Consider the following 18,918-nt stretch of genomic DNA (forward strand, 5'->3'; position numbering starts at 1 on the left):
CTGCTCCTTAAAAATCGAAGGGCCGCCATTCTTCCTCGGGGGGAAGCGGCTCGAAAAATTGCGCCACGTCCCGGTCGCCGATGGCTTCGGGGCGGGTGGGGTGCCAGTTGGGCTTGTTGTCCTTGTCGATCAGTAGGGCGCGGACGCCCTCTTTGAAGTCGGGATGATGGATCAGGCGAACCATGATCCCATATTCCATCCGCATCTCGTCGACGAAGTGGAGCTGGTAGGGGCTTTCCTGAAGCAGTTTCAGGCTGACTTTACAGGCCATCGGCGACTTGGCGCGGATCGTCGCCGCTTCCTTAATCGCCCATTCGTCACCCTCGGCTGCGCCTTCATCGAGCGCGTCCAATATATCTTCGAGTCGGTCGGAAGCAAAATAGCGGTCGACCTTGGCGAGGTTGGAGGTGATCCGCGCGGGCGGTACATCCTCTTCACTCAGTTCGTCGAGGATCGCTTGGACTCGGAATGGCTGGGCCATGATCCGCTCTTTGGCTTCTTCCAGTCGGTCGGAGGGAATGTAATGGGTCGCAAGCCGCAGCTTCAGGCACTCCGCACCGTCCAGCCGCGCGCCGGTCAGCGCCAAGAACTGAGCCAGCCGCCCGCGCAGCCGCGACAAATAGCGCCCGCCGCCGACGTCCGGGAAAATGCCAATCGTCGTTTCGGGCATGGCCAACATCGTTCGCTCGGTCGCGACCCGGAATCGGCAGGGGCAGGCGATGCCGACGCCACCGCCCATGGTGATGCCGTCCATGAACGCCACGCCCGGCTTAGGATAGGTATATTCGAGGTGGTTGAGCCGATACTCGTCGAAGAAGAAGGCACGCGCAGCCGCCTCATGCCCTTCGACGTCCTGGCTGATCGTCACGACATCGCCGCCCGCGCAAAAGCCGCGGCCCTCGGCATGGTCGATCAGGATGATGCGGACGTCGGGATCGTCGCGCCATTCAATCAGCGCCTGCGCCATGTCGCGCACCATCTGGCGGTTGAGGCTGTGTAGCGCCTTGGGACGATTGAGGCGAAGACGGCCGGCAAGGCCTTCCTTGGTGGTCAGTACGTCGCTCACGGTCGTCATCGAATCCATTTAGGGCATCATCGCGTAGCGGCCCGGCGCGGGTTCGATCCCGTCGGCGATGGCGCGCGCTGCGACCTTTTTGCTTGATCCATGGTCGTTCAACCATCCAGTCCAATGCGGCCACCAGCTTCCTTCATGCCGCGTAGCTCCGGACAGCCATTCATTAGCGTCCACCGGCATGTCGTCGCGGGTCCAAAAGCCATGCTTGTTGGCTGCGGGCGGGTTAATCACGCCGGCATTATGGCCCGACCCGCCAAGGATGAAGTCGGCGCCGATGTCGCGTGCGCCGCGATAAACGGCTTCCCATGCCGAGACGTGGTCATCCTTCAAGGCAATAACGAGCATCGGCGTTTCGATGGCGGCAAGGTCGATCGGTACGCCGTCGACCTCGAACCCTGCCGGTTCTTTCAGCCTGTTATTGAGCAGCAGGTCACGGTTGTAGCTTTTCAGGAAGGCCGCTGGGATGCGCGCGCCGTCCTCAAACCAGTAAAGCAGGTCCGACGCCGGGGCCGGCTTGTCGAGCAGGTAATGATTGACGACGCTGGACCAGATCAGGTCGTTGGCGCGCATCGCCGCGAACAGGCGCTGTAGCTCCAGGCTGTCGATGAAGCCCTGTCCCTCAAGATGGTCTTCCAGCGCTGCGAGGTGGCCCTCGTGGACGAATGCCGACCAGTCGCGCATGTCACCAAAGTCGACCAGGCTCCCGATCAGCGTTGCCGAGTTGACATCCTTGCCGCGATTCTTCGCCGCAAGCCACGCGAGCGCCATCGCGACCAAGGTCCCGCCAAGGCAGAAAGCGAACAGGTCGGGCGACGAGCCAGTGCGCTGCCGCACTTGTCCGACCGCTTCGACGATGCCTTCCAGAACATAGTCGCCGACGCCCTTGTCTTTATGCTTCTCCGTCGGGTTAACCCAGCTGACGACGAATACGGTGCGCCCCTCGTCGACCAGCCATTTCACCAGGCTTTGACGGGGGACGAGGTCGATCATGTAGAAACGATTTACCAGTGGCGGCACGTAGAGCAGCGGCTCGGCCGCGACCTTTTCGGTTGTTGGCGTGTACTGGATCAGCTGGAACAGGTCGTTTTCGTACACCACCTCCCCAGGCGTCGCGGCGATGGTCTTACCCTTCTCGAACGCATTCGGGTCGGTACGGCGTTGCACGATGCCCTTGCCGCCCGCCATATCCTCGATGAGGTTCGCGAAGCCCTGGACAAGGTTGGCGCCGCCAGTTTCCTTGACGCGTTTCACCACTTCCGGGTTGGTCGCGGCGAAATTGGCCGGCGAAATCGCGTTCAGATACTGGTCGAGCAAGAAGCGGACCATGGCATGTGAGCTCTCGCTCCCTTCGCCCACCGAAACCACATCGCGAAGCTGCTGCGACGCAAGGAGGTAGGCATCGCGGATGGCACGGTAGTAGGCGTCGTCCTGCCACTCGGGTGCTGCAAAGCGCCGGTCGCGGGGCTTCTCGCCCGCCTTGCCCGACAGAGCGCCAGCCCAGAAGGCGCCCCACTGCTGCGCGGCGGCGAGCTGCACTTCCATCAGATCCTGGGGCTTCATCGCCAGGCCAAGCGCAAACTCGCTGCTCGCTTGCGCGATGGCGAAGGGATCGAAGGGCAGGCTGGGCTTAACCTCGCCTTTCATCATCCTCTCTGCGGCTTCGGTCAGCCGGCGGGTCATGTCGGCAATCACTGGCGGGTCAGCTCCCGCCCGACGATCATTCGCATGACTTGGTTGGTACCTTCCAGGATCGAATGGACGCGCAGATCGCGCCAGAACCGCTCGATGGGATAATCCTGCAGATAGCCGTAGCCGCCGTGAAGCTGCAGCGCGCGGTCGACCACGCTGCTGCCGGTGTCGGTCGCCAACCGCTTGGCCATTGCCGCGAACTTGCTCTTGTCGGGAGCATTGGCGGTAACCTTGGCGGCCGCGACGTAGAGCAGGTATCGCGCGGCCTGAAGCTCGGTTTCCATGTCAGCCAGCATGAACTGGGTATTCTGGAAATCGGAGATCGCCTTGCCGAACTGCTTGCGTTCCTTGGTATAGTTCACCGCCTCGTCGAGGCAGCGCTGCGCCCCGCCCAGCGAGCATGCACCGATGTTGAGGCGACCGCCGTCGAGACCCATCATCGCGATGCGGAAGCCTTCACCTTCACCCCCGACGCGATTTGACACGGGAACGCGTACCTCATCGAAATTTACCTGCGCGGTCGGCTGCGAATGCCAGCCCAGCTTCTTTTCGTTGGCGCCGAAGCTAACGCCCTTCATGTCCTTTTCGATGACTAGGCAGCTGATGCCCTTGGGACCGTCTTCGCCGGTGCGGACCATGGTCACATAGACTTCATTTTCGCCGCCGCCCGAGATGAAGGCCTTGGATCCCGATACGACATAATGGTCGCCGTCCGTGACCGCCCTCGTTTTCAGCGCCGCGGCGTCGGAGCCGGACGACGGCTCGGTCAGGCAATAACTTGCGATCCGTTCCATCGGGATCAGGGAGGGGAGGTATTTCTGCTTCAGCTCGTCCGATCCGAAGCGGTCGATCATCCAGCTTGCCATATTGTGGATCGAGATGAAGGCGCTGGTCGACGGACAGCCGTAGGCCATCGCTTCCATGATCAGCGCAGCGTCCAGCCGACCAAGGCCGATGCCGCCACTTTCCTCGCTGACGTAGATCGACCCAAAGCCAAGCTCGGCTGCCTGCCGGATCGTGTCGCGCGGGAAGATATGCTTCTCGTCCCATTCGGCAGCGAACGGCGTGATCGCGTCGGCGGTGAATTTCTGCGCCATTTCCTGGATCTGGCGCTGGTCGTCGGTCAGGTCGAACTGGGTCATGGTGGCGGCGCCTAGCACCCCAATCCCGGGCGTTCCAGTGGCTAGCCGCCGGTCCGTGTGCAGCGGCGATAACGCAACGTCCCGCCGTCCACCTGCCGGATGAGGACGTTACTGCTGCCGGTCAGCGAAAGTTCCTCTGTCGCTGACCAGCGGCCGCGATCTCCCTCGTAATTGAAGGTACCGACATAGCGTTCAGGAAAATTGCCGAGCGTCTGGATCAGGCGGCCTTGCCCCTCGGGCAGGCCAAGCATTCCGCCGCTGATTTCCAGAGCCATCGATCCAGGGCGGCGCGGGCTTATGCAATCGTCCACCGACATACCCCAGCGTCCACGGAAAGCCTGCGGGATCGGGGTGGCGCCGGCCTGCATTTCATCCTCCGGCGCAAGCTCGTCACGCTCGCCCAGCTCGTTGCTGAGGTCGGCGGTCTCGTTGGCGACGGGTTCTGACGCGGGGGCAGGCTCAGGATCGTTGCTCAGTGCGACCTCCGGCAGCTCGCTCGCCGATTGCGACCGCTCGATCGCTTCGGGAGTCAGCTTGTCCTCATCGCTCGGCGACCCGCAGGCCGCCAGGCAAACCGCCAGCGTCAGGATGATCCCCCGTCTCACCGTCAGGAGCAGCGCTTATAGGTGAAATTGCCTTCCGCTTCGGCGCGCTTCAGCGTCTCACCGGTGCGGGTGAAGGTCATGATCTTTTCCCACGTCTGGCCTTCGCCGGTGAAACCGAACAGGCCCGAAAAGCTTGTCGCGATGGCCGGACGCTGTTCCTTCAACGTTGCCGTGGATTCGTAGAAGCGGATGCTCTTCTCACCGATGGTCATCAGGCCCTTGGCATCGCTCCGGCCCTGTTCGCAGTCAGCCGCGACCATGCCCCACCGGCCGCGATATTGGCTGGGGATCAGCGACGCTTCGGGCGTTCCCGGCGGCGACGGCTGCTCGGATCTGGCGTCGTCCGCTTCGTTCAGCGAACCGTGCGCATCGTCGGGCGTCCCGGCCGATTCGTCGGGCGGCAGGGTTTCGGGGTCGGCGGAGGCGGCAGCGTTGGTTTCGTCGATTGCAATATTTTCGTCGGTGGACGTTTGTTGGCAGGCGACGAGTGCGAACGCCAGCAGTGCGGCGGGGAGGAGGGCGTTGGTCAGTTTCATGTCGAACTAACGTCCTACCTCCCTGTGCGTTGCGTCAGCCCATGGTGGGAATGACGAACGCTTCCTTGTGATCGCCGGCCGCCGTGCCATCAGGCCAGCGCTGTGTAACCACCTTGGTCTTGGTCCAGAAACGCAGACCTTCCTGCCCGTACTGTCCGATGTCGCCAAAGCCTGACCGCTTCCAGCCGCCGAAGCTGTGATAGCTTACCGGCACGGGGATCGGCACGTTAACGCCGACCATGCCGACATTCACGCGGTTGACGAATTCGCGCGCTGCATGGCCGTTGCGGGTGAAGATGGCGACGCCGTTGCCATAATCGTGGGCGCTCGGCAGGCGGACGGCTTCGTCGAAGCTGTCGGCGCGGACGATTTGCAGCACCGGGCCAAAAATCTCTTCCCTGTAGGACCGGAAGCTGGGCTTCACATGGTCGAAAAGCGTCGGTCCGACAAAGAAGCCCTTCTCGTGGCCCTGCAGCGTGAAGCCGCGGCCGTCGACGACCAACTCGCCGCCCTCATCGGCGCACATCTGGATGTAATTTTCGACGCGCTGCTTGTGCGCCTCGTTGATGACCGGGCCATAATGGGCGTCTGGGTCGGTTGAGATGCCGATTTTCAGCTTTTCGATCGCCGGCACCAGCTTTTCGCGGAGGGCGGCGGCGGTGTCGTCACCCACCGGTACGACCACGGGCAGCGCCATGCAGCGCTCACCGGCCGATCCGAAGGCCGCGCCGGTCAGGTCGGTGACGACCTGGTCAAGGTCGGCGTCGGGCATGACGATGCCGTGGTTCTTGGCTCCACCGAAAGCCTGTACGCGCTTACCGTTCGCGGTGCCGCGCGAGTAGATGTACTGGGCGATGTCGGACGATCCGACAAAGCTGATGCCGGCGATATCAGGGTGATCCAGAATGGCGTCGACCATTTCCTTGTCGCCGTGGACGACGTTCAGGATGCCGTCGGGCAGGCCTGCTTCCTTCATCAATTCGGCCAGGCGAACCGGAACGCTGGGATCGCGCTCGGAGGGCTTCAGAATGAAGGCGTTGCCGCAGGCGATGGCCATGCCGAACATCCACATCGGGATCATCGCTGGGAAGTTGAACGGCGTGATGCCGGCGCCGATGCCGAGCGGCTGGCGCATCGAATAGACATCGATGCCGGGACCTGCGCCCTGCGTATATTCGCCCTTCAGGGCCTGGGGGATTCCGCAGCAATATTCGATGACCTCAAGGCCTCGCTGAACGTCGCCGCGCGAGTCCGCCAGCACCTTGCCATGCTCGCTCGAGAGCAACTCGGCGAGGTCGTCCATATTATGCTCGATCAGTTCCTTGAACTTAAACATGACTCGGGCGCGGCGCTGCGGGTTGGTCGCGGCCCAAGCGGGTTGCGCGGCAAGCGCTGCATCGACCGCCTTTTGTAGGGTCGATGGCGTGCCCAGCGTGACGGTCGCCTGCACTTCGCCATGCGAGGGGTTCCACACTTCGCCCGTGCGGGTGCCTTCGGACAGGCTACTGCCGTTGATGAAATGCTCGATGCTACGCATGGCCGGGATCCCGAAACTGATTGAGGTTCGGGCGCTCCCCTAACGCCGCCTCCGATCAATTGCCAGCGGGGCAATCTGCATATTGGCTCGCAGTCAGCCCATCCCACGCCGCCTTGCCGCCGGCTGTCGCCTTTTCCAGCGTCAGTCGAAAATCGCGATATTCCTGGTGGTTGGGTAGGCCCAGGCGCGCCTCGACGATATGGCCACCCTCTGCGTCGATCCACAAGGTGCCGCTGCTGGGTGTCGTGCCCGTCACCGTCAGGTCGAAGCGGATTGTCTTGCGGCCAAGATAATCTTCTTCGCCACCGAAAGCTGCGCGAAGTAGCCCTAGGTCCCGAAAAACTCCGTTCTGGCCGGGCCAGATGACCGGAAGCTCGAACGAGAAATCTTTCTGCGGCCGATGCTCCTGCAGGAAGCTGTTCAGGTCGGCAAAGTCGAAATCATAGAGTAGGAAGGGCCGTGACTTCAGTGGATGACTCTCCTGGATGCGCGGGCCGCCGGGCGGTGCCACGTCGGCAACCAGCGTCGAACGCGCCGGGTCCAGCGTAAGCGTCCCGAACCGCGCCTGGCTTCCGTCGCGCGTTACCTTGCCGGCGACGAACAGCGTTCCTTCTTGCACCCGCTCATCCATCCACGCCGTTACATAGGCCGACGTGGTGCACTTGCTGACCCATTTGTACACGGTGATCTCGCGCCGCGACGGTCTGTAGTGAACGACATGCTCCGGTTGCGACCCGTCGATGTTCGAACGGACGTAATGGAGGATGGGCGAGGGCTGGACGATAGCAAGCGCGACGGCGAAGGCAGCGATCATGTATCAAAGGTAACTGTATTATATATGTAATACAATAGCGGGCTGGATTGCCTGCGCGGCCCGTGCTTAAGTTGCAGGCATGGTACGCGCATCCCTCCTCCTCACCGCCCTTTTCTCCACCACCGCCGCGGTCGCCCAACAGTCGCCGCAGGACGCTCGCCTCGGGCAGATCGCTAGCGCGGTCGATGCCGCGCGCATGAAGGCGACGGTCGCCACGCTGGTCAGCTTCGGTACCCGCCACACCTTATCGTCGCAGACCGATCCGAAACGCGGCATCGGCGCCTCGGTCCGCTGGGCGGAAGCAGAGATGAAGAAGCTCGGCCTGCAGACGCTCCAGACGTGCGACACGGTGACGGGGCGCCGAGTGCCGACCCCGACAAAGGTATGCAACGCGGTGGCTATCCAGCGCGGGACCGAGCGGCCGAGTGACGTGGTCATCATTACCGGTCATATCGACAGCCGGGTGACCGACGTGATGAACGCAACCGCCGACGCACCGGGCGCGAACGACGATGGATCGGGCACGGCGGCAGTAATGGAGGCGGCGCGGGTACTGTCGAAGCACAAGTTTCCCGGCACCATCGTCTATGCCGCGCTGAGCGGGGAAGAGCAGGGACTCCTCGGCGGCAAGATCCTCGCTGATTATGCCAAAGCGCAGGGCTGGAACGTCATCGCCAATCTGAACAACGACATTATCGGCAACAGCTGCGGCTCCGACGGCGTGTGCAACGACAAGCAAGTGCGCGTCTTCTCGGAGGGGCTGCGCTGGCAGGGGGGCGACGAGCTTCGCGACGATGTACGTAGCCTCGGTGGCGAGAACGACAGCCCGTCACGCAACATCTCACGCTACCTCGACAGCCTAGCCGAGCGGCTGCCTTCGATTGGCCTCGACGTCATGCAAGTCTGGCGCAACGACCGCTTTGGCCGCGGCGGGGATCACACGGAGTTTCTGAACGCGGGATTCCCGGCGGTGCGGATGTCGGTCGCGGTCGAAAACTACAATTGGCAGCACCAAGACCTGCGTACCGAAAAAGGCGTCGAATATGGCGACACCATCGACAAGATGGATTTCCCTTATCTGGCCAAGGTGACCAAACTGAACGTCGCTGCATTGGCCGCCCTAGCCAGCGCCCCGCCGCCGCCGATGCCGACCGTAGAAGGCGCGGTGAGTACGGACACGACAATCAAGTGGCCGCTTCTTTCGACTGCCGAAAGTTTCGTGGTCCGGTGGCGTCGTACCGACTCCAATCAATGGCAATTCGAACGTCGGGTGCCCAAGCAGCTTAGGGTCGACACGCCCGACACAGTGGTTCTTCCGAAAGTTCGCGTCGACGACTGGGTGTTCGGCGTTTCGTCTGTCAGCAAGGACGGCTACGAAAGCCCGGTCGCCTCGGCTGTTCCCGGCGGCGCTTTCAAGCCTTATGTAAATCCGGCGAAAACAAAGTGAGGACACTTTAGGATTGCGCGTGCATTAAACGCCTGATGCCCCGCAAACCTTCCGCTGGCCTGCCGACCGCAAAGCAGATTCTCGACTTCATCGAAAGCTCCGGGCAGCCCGCCGGCAAGCGCGAGATCGCGCGGGCATTCGGCCTATCCGGTCACGAGAAGATCCTGCTGAAGGCGCTGCTTAAGGACATGGCCGACGAAGGCCTGATCGACAGCGCGCCCGGCCGCGCTTTCCACAAGGCGGGCGGGGTACCGCGTGTCACCGTGCTACGCGTCGTGTCGGTCGACGACGGGCAGGTGTTGGCCACGCCCGAAAGCTGGCACGCCGACACCCCGCCGCCGAAGCTTCGCGTAATCGAGCGTGGCAGGCGGTCCGCGCTTGCGCTCAACGATCGCATCCTGGCCCGCACCGAGGAAGCCGGCGCTGGCTACGTTGCTCATCCGATGAAGAAACTGGCCCGCTCGGCCGAACTGGTACTGGGCGTGGTGCGGCTGGAGGGTGATCGCCATTATCTTACCCCGGTCGACAAGAAGGAGCGGCGCGAGCTTCCGATCTCCGACCTAAAGGACGCACAACCGGGCGACCTCGTCCTTGCCGAACCCTCCGGTCGCCCGCCGCGCACGACCGCGCGGGTGGACGCCATCCTTGGCGATCCGTTTGCCCCGCGCAGCTTCTCTATGATCGCGATCCACAAGCATGGCATCCGCGACGAATTTCGCGCCGAGGCCACCGCGGAAGCCAAGAAGGTCGCCTCGCAGCTGCTTGGTGACCGTGAGGACCTGACCCAACTGCCGATTGTAGCCATCGATCCGGAAGATGCGCGCGACCATGACGATGCCATCTGGGCCAAGGCGCGCGAGGACGGCGACGGCTGGGACGCGATTGTCGCCATTGCTGACGTTAGCTACTACGTGCGCCCCGGTAGCGAATTGGATCGCGAGGCCCGGGCCCGCGGCAACAGCGTCTATTTTCCCGACCGCGTCGTGCCGATGCTGCCCCACGAACTGTCGTCCGACATCTGTTCGCTGAAGCAAGGGCAGGAGCGGGCCGCGATGGCCTGCCACCTCCACGTCGGCAGTGACGGCGCCCTTAAAAGCTGGCGATTCTCGCGTGCCAAAATTTGTGTCGCTGCAAACATTGCGTATGAGAATGCTCAGGCGGCGATGGACGCGGTTGGAGAGCAAGTTGTTGAAGTCGCAAGCTCTCCCTGTTCGATGCCCGATCTTGAAGGTCCGGTTCCGAAAGAGTTGGTCGACAAGGCGCTGATACCGCTCTGGGCCTGTTGGCGAGCCTTGCTGTCTGCCCGGGAAAAGCGCGAACCGCTTGAGCTCGACCTTCCCGAACGGCGCGTCATGCTCGACGAAAAGGGCCGAATCCTCTCCGTCGCCCCGCGCGAGCGACTCGATGCCCATCGGCTGGTCGAGGACTATATGATCGCTGCCAACGTCGCAGCGGCCAAAGCTCTGGAGCGCAAGAAGGCGCCGGTCATGTACCGCGTGCACGAAGGCCCGGGCCGCGAGAAGTTGGTCGCGCTCAAGGATTATCTGGCCACCTTCGATATCGAATTTGCGCTTGGCCAAGTCATCAAGCCCGCGATTTTTAACCGGATCATAGAGCGGATTGGCCCCGATCACGATGCCCGGCCGGAAATCATGGAACAATTGCTCCGGACCCAGATGCAGGCGCGCTACTCGCCTGAAACGCTCGGCCATTTCGGGCTCGCGCTTGGCAGCTACGCGCATTTCACGTCGCCGATCCGTCGTTATGCCGACCTGCTCGTCCACCGAGCGCTGGTCAGCGCCTACCGTCTCGGGGATGGCGGCCTCCCTTCCCAGGAAGCGGAGCAGTTTGTCGAGATCGGCGAGCATATTTCGATGCTGGAACGCCGGGCGATGGAGGCGGAACGAGAGACGATCGATCGCTACGTCGCCGCTTTCCTCGCCGACAAAGTCGGGCAGATTTTGCGCTGCCGGATTACCGGCGTCCAGCCGTTCGGCTTCTTCGCGACGGTCGAGGATTTGGGCGGTGACGGGCTGGTGCCGGCAGCGATCTTGGGCAACGAATATTTCCGCTACGACGAGGCAGCCCGCGCCTTGGTTGGAGAGCAAAGCGGTGAGACCTACCGCGTCGGCCAGCATCTCGAGCTCAAGCTGGTCGAGGCCAATCCTGCGTCGGGCGCGCTCCGCTTCGAGCTTCCCGAAGGCAAGTTCGCCGCGCCGCCGCGAACCGCGCGCAAGGACCGCACTCGGGCAGGGTCGAAACGTGGGCGCCCCGGCAATATCCGGCACCAAGGCAAGCGCCGCCGTTAGGGCTGCAACCAATTCAACCATCATGCGCTTCGTTCCCGACGGAAATAAGGGGCGCAGCAATGGCCAATCACAATATCGCGATCATCGTCGGCAGCCTTCGCGACGGCAGCATCAACCGCAAGGTCGCGCGCTCTATGTGCGCCTTGCACGACCGGTTGGACTGCGAGATTGTGGAGATCGGCGATCTTCCACTCTACAATCCGGATCTTGACGGCAAGGACCCGCCTGCAAGCTGGAGCCGGTTCCGTGACGCCGTGCGCGGCGCGGAAGGCGTCCTGTTCGTCACGCCCGAATATAATCGCTCAATGCCCGGCGCGCTGAAGAACGCGATCGACGTTGGCTCGCGTCCTTACGGGAAAAGTGTGTTTGCCAAAAAACCGGCGGCCATCGTCACCGTCTCCCCCGGCGCCATCGGCGGATTCGGTGCCAACCACGCGCTTCGCCAGTGCGCGGTGTTCCTCGACATGCCCGTTATGCAGCAGCCGGAAGCTTATTTGGGTCAGGTCGCCGAAGATGCGTTTGGAGATGACGGACTGCTAAAGGACGGCCCCTTGAAGGATCTCGTCGCGAAGCTGTCGGCGGCGTTCGGCGACTGGGTCGACCTCATCAAGGCCGGTCGCGCCAAGCTGCTTGGCGACAGTTCGGGGTCGGAAGGTTAGCACATCGACTCGCCATCCATTGCGGGTTAGCCTCCGGGCTTCGATAGCGACGGAGGCAAATCATGGCTCACAAGTTCGTGATCAAGAAATCGTCCAACGGCGAATACATCGCCAGCTTCGAGTATAATGGCGAAAAAGTCTTCTGGACCGAAACGTACAAGTCCAAGGCGTCTGCCCAGAACGCGATCGATTCCATCAAGAAAAACGGCCCCATGGCCGAGGTGCATGACGCGACTTGAGCGCCCGAGCAGCGATGCGGGTCCCACTGCAATCGCAGGAAACGCGAAGAGCTAGCCAAGGCGGCCAGCCGTGCGCGAACTGGCTAGGACTTACGTTACGGGATTCCTGCCCCTGACGCGCCTGCGATCGGACTAAAGTCTCGGGAGCGTTACCCCCCGCTGGCCCATATATTTGCCGGCCCGGTCCTTGTAGCTAGTCTCGCACCGCTCGTTTCCTTTCAGGAACAGGAACTGGCACGCGCCCTCGTTGGCATAGATCTTGGCCGGCAGGGGTGTCGTGTTCGAAAATTCCAGCGTGACATGACCCTCCCAGCCGGGCTCCAAGGGGGTCACGTTCACGATGATCCCGCAACGCGCATAGGTCGACTTGCCGAGGCAGATCACCAGCACGTCTTCCGGCACCCGGAAATATTCGACCGTTCGGGCCAGGGCAAAGCTGTTGGGCGGGATGATGCAAACGTCGGTCTGGCGATCGACGAAGCTGTTGCCAGCAAAATCCTTCGGATCGACGACGGCGCTGTCGATGTTGGTGAAAATCTTGAATTCGTCCGCAACCCGCGCGTCATACCCGTAGGACGACAGGCCATAGCTGATGCAGCCCTCGCGGCGCTGCGCCTCCACGAACGGCTCGATCATGCCGTTGGTCTGGGCCTGCTCGCGAATCCATCTGTCGGAAAGTATGCTCATGCTGCTTTGGCTAGCCGCCGCGACGGGCCGCACGCAATGCCGCTGATTATCCACAGCGGTGTCCACGGAAAAATGGATCGGCGGGTAGAGCCTCGAATGTCCATCGCGTAGGGTTCTGCCATGGCCGAGATCATTCGCATCAACGAGGCCGGCGATGCGCCGGCGCCCGAGACCAAGCTCCCGCAAAATATCGAGGCAGAGGCCGCGCTGTTGGGCGCGCTTATGATCGACAACCGGCTGGTCGAAGATGTCCAGATTCGACTGAAACCACACCATTTCTTCGAACCACTGCACGGTCGTATTTACGAAGCGATCTTGCGGATGAGCGACAAGAACATGGTCGCCAACCCGGTGACCCTGAAGCCGATTTTCGAAGCCGATGACGCGATGAAGGAGGTAGGTGGACCGGCCTATCTCGCGCAGCTGACCGGTTCGGGCGCCGCTGTCATTGGCGCGCGCGACTTCGCCGCGCAAATCTATGACCTGGCGCTGCTCCGCGCGCTTGTCGGCGTCGGCCGCGACATGGTCGAAAGCGCGCTGGACACCTCGGAGGAAGTAGCGCCGCTCTCGCAGATCGAGCGGGCGGAAAGCGAGCTGTACCGCGTCGCGGAAGAGGGCGGGAACGAAGGTAAAGTCAAAAGTTTCGGGGAGGCGAGCATCCTCGCCGTGAAGCAGGCGGAAAAGGCACTCAACAGCGGCGGTCACCTGTCGGGTGTAACCACTGGCCTCGACGGGGTGAACACCAAGGTCGGCGGGCTGCACAAGAGCGACCTTATCATCCTTGCCGGCCGTCCGGGCATGGGCAAGACGTCGCTTGCGACTAACATGGCCTTCGCGGCGGCGCAGCGCTTCGTCCGCGACCAGGAAGATGGAATTGCGGCAGACAAGAGCGCTGGTGCGCCGGTTGCCTTCTTCAGCTTGGAAATGTCCGCGGACCAGCTGGCAACCCGTATCCTCGCCGAACAGTCCGGGATTTCCTCGGAAAACCTACGCATGGGCAAGATCAGCCAGCAGGAATTTCGCAACCTCGCGCGGGCCTCCAGCGAATTGTCGAACCTGCCGCTATACATCGACGATACGCCCGGCCTGTCGATCGCTGCGCTCCGCGCCCGGGCTCGCCGCCTGAAGCGGCAGAAGGGCATCGGCTTCGTCGTCGTCGATTATCTTCAGCTGCTGCAGGGCACCGGCAAGGGGTCGGCTGGCGACAATCGCGTCCAGGAAATTTCGGAAATCAGCCGCGGCCTCAAGCAGCTCGCCAAGGAACTCGACCTGCCGGTCATGGCGCTGTCACAGCTCAGCCGTGCGGTCGAACAGCGAGAGGACAAGCGGCCCCAACTGTCCGACCTTCGTGAATCGGGTTCGATCGAGCAGGACGCCGACATGGTCTGGTTCGTATTCCGCCCCGACTATTATGTCGCCGCCAAGCAGCCTAGCGAGGATCATCCTGACTTCGCCGCCTGGCAGGAAGAGATGTCGCGTGTTTACGGCACCGCCGAATTGCTCGTCGCTAAGCAGCGTCACGGCGCGACGGGCAAGGTTCGCATGCGCTTCGACAGCCGCATCACCAAGTTCAGCGATCCCATCGATGGCGACTATCTGCCGGAAATGCGCGGGTGAACAGTCGCCGCCGCGTCACCGTCAACGACGAGATGCAGCAGGGCTATAGCTACGAACTGACTGCGCGGGAGGGCCGCGACTTCGATCCGGAATTCCGGCCCGAACTGACGCCGAAGGAGATGCTGGAATTCGGCATTTTCTGCGGAAAATATATGACCGACTGTCGCGACGAATTCCCGGCGAGCTGGTTCGAGAAGGCTCAGCTGGCCGACGGCAAGCGCGACTGTTCGCTCAACTATTTCGGGGTGGACGCCAGCCAGCCGCTATCCGAATGGAAGCGCAAGGGCTGGATCCATCCCGACGACCCGCGCGGATGGTTCCAATGGTATTGCCGCTACTACATGGGCCGCCGCCTACCCGGCGAGGACGATCGGCAGATCAAACGCTGGAAGAACATTCGCAGGCACATCGCGCAGATCGAAAAGCATTGCGATCCCGGCGACATCAGTTGCCGCCGAAAGCAGCGCCAAGCCGTGCTCCACTGGGCCTACGACAGCCGGAAAATCTAGAAGAGAATAATGCCTCCCATCCCCGAGCCCGCGACGACCGCGAGCACGGCGAGCTTCGACTTCCAGAAATAAAGCAGAGCCAGGCTAACGGCGAAAACTACTGCGGCAACCGGGAGTGGCGCGGAGCCGGCGACGTTCACGCCCAGTTGCACTGCAGTAACCGCGATCAGTCCGACGACGCCCGCGGCAACGCCCTCCAGGATCCGATGTAACCGGTCATTCTCGGCGATCTTTTCCAGCCGCTCGGAGAACAGCAGTGCGAAGGCGAAAGCCGGTAGGAAAATTCCGACGGTGATCGCCAATGCCCCGCCAAGCCCGGCTGCAATATAGCCGGCGAAAGTCGCGAAGATGATGAGCGGTGCGGGGAGGACGCCAGTGAGAGCGATGCTGTCGAGGAATTGGCGATCCGTAATCCATCCGCGGCCCACCGCATCTTCCCGCACGAACGGGATGGCGGTGTAGGCGCCGCCAAACGTCAGCAGCCCGGCCTTCAACCCCGACAGGAAAAGCGCAGCAGCTGTCGCCGTTCCGGCAGTAATCGCGGAGTCCACCGGCAGCTCGACGGAGGAAATGCCGGTGCCCCAGCTTGCACCTGCGGCGGCCACGGCGAGGAAGACGATTGCCGTTGGGCGCCTACCCGACGTCCAGAGTGCGTAGAATAGCCCGGACGCGGGCAGAATCAGCCAGAAGCTGACGCCCAGCATCGTCGCTGCCGCGCTTGCGAAGCCGACGAACCATGCCGGCGCGTCGACCAAGACGTGTCCGGCTATCCGGTGAACGGCGCGAACGATTAGCGCGACAAAAACGCCGACCTGCATTCCGAGGAACAGCGCGGCGAGCATCGGCGTGTGCAGGTCAAGCCGCACGTATAGCCACGCCATTGCCAAGGTGAGGACCAGCCCGGGCAGCATGAAGCCGAGCCCGGCGAGAATTCCGCCGATCCTGCCGCCCGTCATCATGCCCAGGTGGACGCACAGTTCGTGCGCTTCCGGCCCGGGGAGGACTTGGTAGGCGGCAAGCAGGCGGTTGAACCGCTCGGTCGGAAGCCAATGTTGTTCTTCGACCAGCTCGCGCTTGAGCATCGCAATCTGCGCAACCGGGCCGCCCCAGGCGAGTAGTCCGAATTTCAAGAACCGAAGGAAGATTGTGCCTGGCGGCTGGCGCTCGCTGGCGTCAGTTGCCGTTGGGGGCATAGGCGTCGCGAAGGCCTTCGGCGATGACAGCGCGCGTAGCGTCGGCCTCGACGCTGGTCACCGGATAGGCCGAATAATCGGCGGCGTAGAAGGCACTGGGGCGGTGGTTGCCGCTCAGGCCGACGCCGCCGAACGGAGCGCTCGACGGGGCGCCGTTGGTCGGCTTGTTCCAGTTGATGACGCCCGCCCTGACATTGGCCCAGAAGCGGTCGTACAGTTCCGGGCTTTTGGTCAGCACGCTGGCCGCTAGGCCGAAGCGCGTGTTGTTGGCCTCGTCGATTGCGGCGTCGAAATCCTTGACGCGGATGAGCTGCAGCACGGGGCCAAACATTTCCTCATCCGGCCGGTCCTTGGCGTCGGTCACGTCGATCAGTGCAGGCGTCAGGTATGGCCGCTCCTCGAACGGGCGGTCGAGGCGCCGGATCGGCCGTCCGCCCTTCATCATCAGGCCCATGAATTGTTCCTGCAAGTGATCGGCGGCGGCGTTATCGATCACCGGCCCCATGAACGGTTGCGGGTCGGCCATCGGGTGATCGACGATGATCCGGTCCATTATTCTGACAACCTCGGCGATCAGTTCCTCGTGCTGGCCGTCTTCGACGATTAGCCGGCGGGCGCAGGTGCACCGCTGGCCGGCAGACAAAAAGGCCGACTGGACGATGATCGTTGCCGCGGCCTGCACGTCGGGTGTGTCCCAGGCGACTAGCGGGTTGTTCCCGCCCAGCTCTAGTGCAAGCATCTTGTGCGGCATCTCGGCATACTGGCGGTGAAGCGCCATGCCGGCGCGCGCCGACCCAGTGAACAGCAACCCATCGATGCCGTCCTGCCCGGCGAGCGCGCGGCCCTCGTTCGGTCCGCCGATCAGCAGGCGCAGCACGCCCTCCGGAACTCCGGCCTCGTGAAAACAATCGACCAGAAAGGCGCCCGTCGCGGGCGTTCTCTCTGACGGCTTGAAGACGACCGCATTCCCCGCGATCAGTGCTGGGACGATGTGGCCGTTGGGAAGGTGGGCAGGAAAATTATAGGGACCAAGCACCGCCAGAACGCCATGCGGCTTGTGACGTACCGTGACCTTGTTGCCCATTGCCGCTTCCAGGCGCCGCGTAGGTGTCCGGTCGGAATAGGCGTCGATCGAAATCTCGACCTTTCCGACGACCGACTCGACCTCGGTCTTCGCTTCCCAAAACGGCTTGCCGGTTTCCCGAGCGATGAGTTCTGCAAACTCTGTTTCACGCGATCGGACGACGTTGGCAAAGCGGCGGATCATTTCCATCCGATAGGTGACCGAATGCGCGGCCCACTCTGCCCATGCGGAGCGCGCCGCGGCGACTTCCGCCGCGGCGTCGCCGACAGGTCCTGACCAGACTTCCGCGCCGGTCGCCGGCTCAGTCGAAACGATGATGTCGCTCATGTTATCTCCAGCACCGGGGCTGGCCGTTCCCATGCCCGCGGCTTGGGGTCAAGGTTAGGCGTCCGCCGCCATGGCGTCACCAAACCGGCGGATGGCCTCTATCTTTAGTTCGAAGGGCGACCAGTCGTCTCCATCGGCGATTGCGGCCCAGATAAACTCAACCTCATCAATCAGCATCGAACAGGGTGCCTCGTCGCCCCAATAAGGGTGGCGAAGCTGCCGCTGGCGCCCCTCAAGTGCCGCCCGCAGATCATCGAACAGCGGGTCGTCGTACTCCTCTGATGGGGGAATGCGTCCGCCCCGCCAATCGAAAAAGAAACGGTCGATTCCGACCTTCCGCGAGCGCAGCGCTTTCAACATGGCCGAAACCAGTGCCCGATCGTCCTCTTCGGCGGCGACCCCCAGCCTCGCGATCAGTCGGCCGATCAGCGCCTCCTCGAAGCGGGCAGGCCAGCTGGCCAGCAAGTCGGAAAGCGCGGGCGCTTCGCCGATCAGCGCCAGGCATCCGGCAAGCTGCGCCACGTCCCAATGGATCGCCTCGGGCTGCCGCCCAAACGCGTAAAGTCCAGCCTCGTCGAAGTACGCCGCGGTGAACTCCTCGTCCCAAACCGTCGCGAACCGCCACGGGCCGTAGTCGAAACTCTCGCCAGTGATGTTGATATTGTCACTGTTGAGCACGCCATGCACGAAACCCGCCGCAATGTAGCTAGCGGCCAGCGTCGAAGTCGAACTGCAAACAAGTTCCAGCAGGCGTGTAGCATTTGCGCTCGCATTTGCGCCTGGCTGTTCCGAGTAAAGATGTTGCAGGCAGTAGGTCACAAGCCTCTCGATGCTTCCCGCGTCCTCGAAATAAGCCAGCCGCTGGAAGGTGCCGATCCGGACATGGCTGTGGCTGAGCCGGGTCAACACGGCCGAGCGGGTAGGAGAGGGCTCATCCCCACGCCACAACGCCTCGCCGGTTTCGAAAAGGGCAAAACTCTTCGAAGTGTTCACGCCGAGTGCCTCGAGCATCTCGGTTGCCAGCACCTCGCGCACACCACCTTTCAGTGTCAGTCGGCCGTCGCCATTGCGACTATATGGTGTCTTGCCGCTCCCCTTGGTCCCCAGGTCGAGCAGTCGGCCGCGATCATCTCGGACCTGCGCGAACAGGAAGCCGCGGCCGTCGCCAAGATCAGGATTGTAATGGCGAAACTGGTGGCCGTGGTAGCGGAGGGCCAGCGGCGTCGGGAGATTACTTGGCAACGGTTGGAATCGAGCGAAATGCCGCTCCCAATCCACTTCGGCCAGTCCTGTCCGGTTCGCCCAGCGCTGGTTCAGAAAGCGCGGGATCGCCGACGGGAATTCGGCGGGCCTTACCGCATCGTAGAAGGCATCGCCCAAACTCAGGATTGGCGGATTTTCCGGGACGGGTTGCGAAGCGGCCATTGGCCCGCGATAGGGGAGGGAAAC

The 18,918-nt window shown here is 62.7% G+C and carries 17 protein-coding genes; 6 read left to right on the plus strand and 11 right to left on the minus strand.

Annotated elements, in window-relative coordinates:
- Positions 1-7: 7 nt before the first annotated feature.
- Genes D3M59_RS08430 through D3M59_RS08460 form a run of 7 tightly spaced genes read right to left on the minus strand, consistent with a single transcriptional unit; the run spans position 8 to position 7,398 of the window.
- Positions 8-1,075 carry an enoyl-CoA hydratase/isomerase family protein gene (locus D3M59_RS08430; RefSeq protein WP_119533360.1) on the minus strand — a complete coding sequence of 356 codons (1,068 nt, stop codon included), beginning with the start codon at positions 1,073-1,075 and terminating at the stop codon, positions 8-10.
- Between the two features lie 9 nt (positions 1,076-1,084).
- The gene (locus tag D3M59_RS08435) at positions 1,085-2,755 is read right to left on the minus strand and encodes a PHA/PHB synthase family protein (protein WP_147416730.1); all 1,671 of its coding nucleotides are present in this window, start codon (positions 2,753-2,755) and stop codon (positions 1,085-1,087) included.
- An 8-nt stretch (positions 2,756-2,763) separates the two neighbouring features.
- Positions 2,764-3,906, minus strand: coding sequence for an acyl-CoA dehydrogenase family protein (locus D3M59_RS08440; protein ID WP_119533203.1), 1,143 nt, complete (start codon positions 3,904-3,906; stop codon positions 2,764-2,766).
- 41 nt (positions 3,907-3,947) lie between these two features.
- Positions 3,948-4,511 carry a hypothetical protein gene (locus D3M59_RS08445; RefSeq protein ID WP_119533204.1) on the minus strand — a complete coding sequence of 188 codons (564 nt, stop codon included), beginning with the start codon at positions 4,509-4,511 and terminating at the stop codon, positions 3,948-3,950.
- Positions 4,512-4,513: 2 nt separating this feature from the next.
- Positions 4,514-5,047, minus strand: coding sequence for a hypothetical protein (locus tag D3M59_RS08450; RefSeq protein WP_119533205.1), 534 nt, complete (start codon positions 5,045-5,047; stop codon positions 4,514-4,516).
- 34 nt (positions 5,048-5,081) lie between these two features.
- Entirely contained in the window at positions 5,082-6,584 is a 1,503-nt protein-coding gene (locus D3M59_RS08455; protein WP_119533206.1) for a CoA-acylating methylmalonate-semialdehyde dehydrogenase, read from the minus strand.
- Positions 6,585-6,639: 55 nt separating this feature from the next.
- Positions 6,640-7,398 carry a hypothetical protein gene (locus tag D3M59_RS08460; RefSeq protein WP_119533207.1) on the minus strand — a complete coding sequence of 253 codons (759 nt, stop codon included), beginning with the start codon at positions 7,396-7,398 and terminating at the stop codon, positions 6,640-6,642.
- Positions 7,399-7,477: 79 nt separating this feature from the next.
- Between D3M59_RS08460 and D3M59_RS08465 the strand changes: the two genes are divergently transcribed.
- The 4 genes from D3M59_RS08465 to D3M59_RS08480 all read left to right on the plus strand — a co-directional run bounded on the left by D3M59_RS08465 (position 7,478) and on the right by D3M59_RS08480 (position 12,052).
- Positions 7,478-8,845 carry a M28 family peptidase gene (locus tag D3M59_RS08465; RefSeq protein WP_119533208.1) on the plus strand — a complete coding sequence of 456 codons (1,368 nt, stop codon included), beginning with the start codon at positions 7,478-7,480 and terminating at the stop codon, positions 8,843-8,845.
- 35 nt (positions 8,846-8,880) lie between these two features.
- Positions 8,881-11,154 (plus strand): ribonuclease R family protein, encoded by a 2,274-nt coding sequence (locus D3M59_RS08470; protein WP_119533209.1) that lies wholly within the window; start codon positions 8,881-8,883, stop codon positions 11,152-11,154.
- 59 nt (positions 11,155-11,213) lie between these two features.
- Positions 11,214-11,813: an NADPH-dependent FMN reductase gene (locus D3M59_RS08475; RefSeq protein ID WP_119533210.1), complete on the plus strand. Its 600-nt coding sequence runs from the start codon at positions 11,214-11,216 to the stop codon at positions 11,811-11,813.
- Positions 11,814-11,875: 62 nt separating this feature from the next.
- Positions 11,876-12,052, plus strand: coding sequence for a YegP family protein (locus D3M59_RS08480; protein WP_119533211.1), 177 nt, complete (start codon positions 11,876-11,878; stop codon positions 12,050-12,052).
- A 132-nt stretch (positions 12,053-12,184) separates the two neighbouring features.
- On the opposite strand, the gene dcd is transcribed toward D3M59_RS08480, so the two are convergent.
- On the minus strand, positions 12,185-12,739 hold the full coding sequence (dcd, locus tag D3M59_RS08485) for a dCTP deaminase (RefSeq protein ID WP_119533212.1): 555 nt from the start codon (positions 12,737-12,739) through the stop codon (positions 12,185-12,187).
- A gap of 120 nt (positions 12,740-12,859) precedes the next feature.
- Between dcd and D3M59_RS08490 the strand changes: the two genes are divergently transcribed.
- Together D3M59_RS08490 and D3M59_RS08495 are read left to right on the plus strand one after the other, a co-directional pair.
- Complete coding sequence (locus tag D3M59_RS08490) at positions 12,860-14,356, plus strand: replicative DNA helicase (protein ID WP_119533213.1); 1,497 nt, start codon at positions 12,860-12,862, stop codon at positions 14,354-14,356.
- Positions 14,353-14,865: a hypothetical protein gene (locus tag D3M59_RS08495; protein WP_199662464.1), complete on the plus strand. Its 513-nt coding sequence runs from the start codon at positions 14,353-14,355 to the stop codon at positions 14,863-14,865. The genes D3M59_RS08490 and D3M59_RS08495 overlap by 4 nt, the downstream gene beginning before the upstream one ends.
- Here D3M59_RS08495 and chrA read toward each other — a convergent pair.
- From chrA to D3M59_RS08510, 3 genes are read right to left on the minus strand one after another with little or no spacing between them, the layout of a single operon-like run.
- Positions 14,862-16,058 carry a chromate efflux transporter gene (gene chrA, locus D3M59_RS08500; RefSeq protein WP_119533214.1) on the minus strand — a complete coding sequence of 399 codons (1,197 nt, stop codon included), beginning with the start codon at positions 16,056-16,058 and terminating at the stop codon, positions 14,862-14,864. The two genes, D3M59_RS08495 and chrA, sit on opposite strands and share 4 nt — an antisense overlap.
- Positions 16,039-17,469, minus strand: coding sequence for a succinylglutamate-semialdehyde dehydrogenase (gene astD, locus D3M59_RS08505; protein ID WP_119533215.1), 1,431 nt, complete (start codon positions 17,467-17,469; stop codon positions 16,039-16,041). The genes chrA and astD overlap by 20 nt, the downstream gene beginning before the upstream one ends.
- 54 nt (positions 17,470-17,523) lie before the next feature.
- Positions 17,524-18,894, minus strand: coding sequence for a protein adenylyltransferase SelO family protein (locus tag D3M59_RS08510; protein ID WP_119533216.1), 1,371 nt, complete (start codon positions 18,892-18,894; stop codon positions 17,524-17,526).
- Positions 18,895-18,918 lie beyond the last annotated feature (24 nt).

This window comes from Sphingomonas edaphi (assembly GCF_003583725.1).
Taxonomy (GTDB): Bacteria; Pseudomonadota; Alphaproteobacteria; order Sphingomonadales; family Sphingomonadaceae; genus Sphingomicrobium; species Sphingomicrobium edaphi.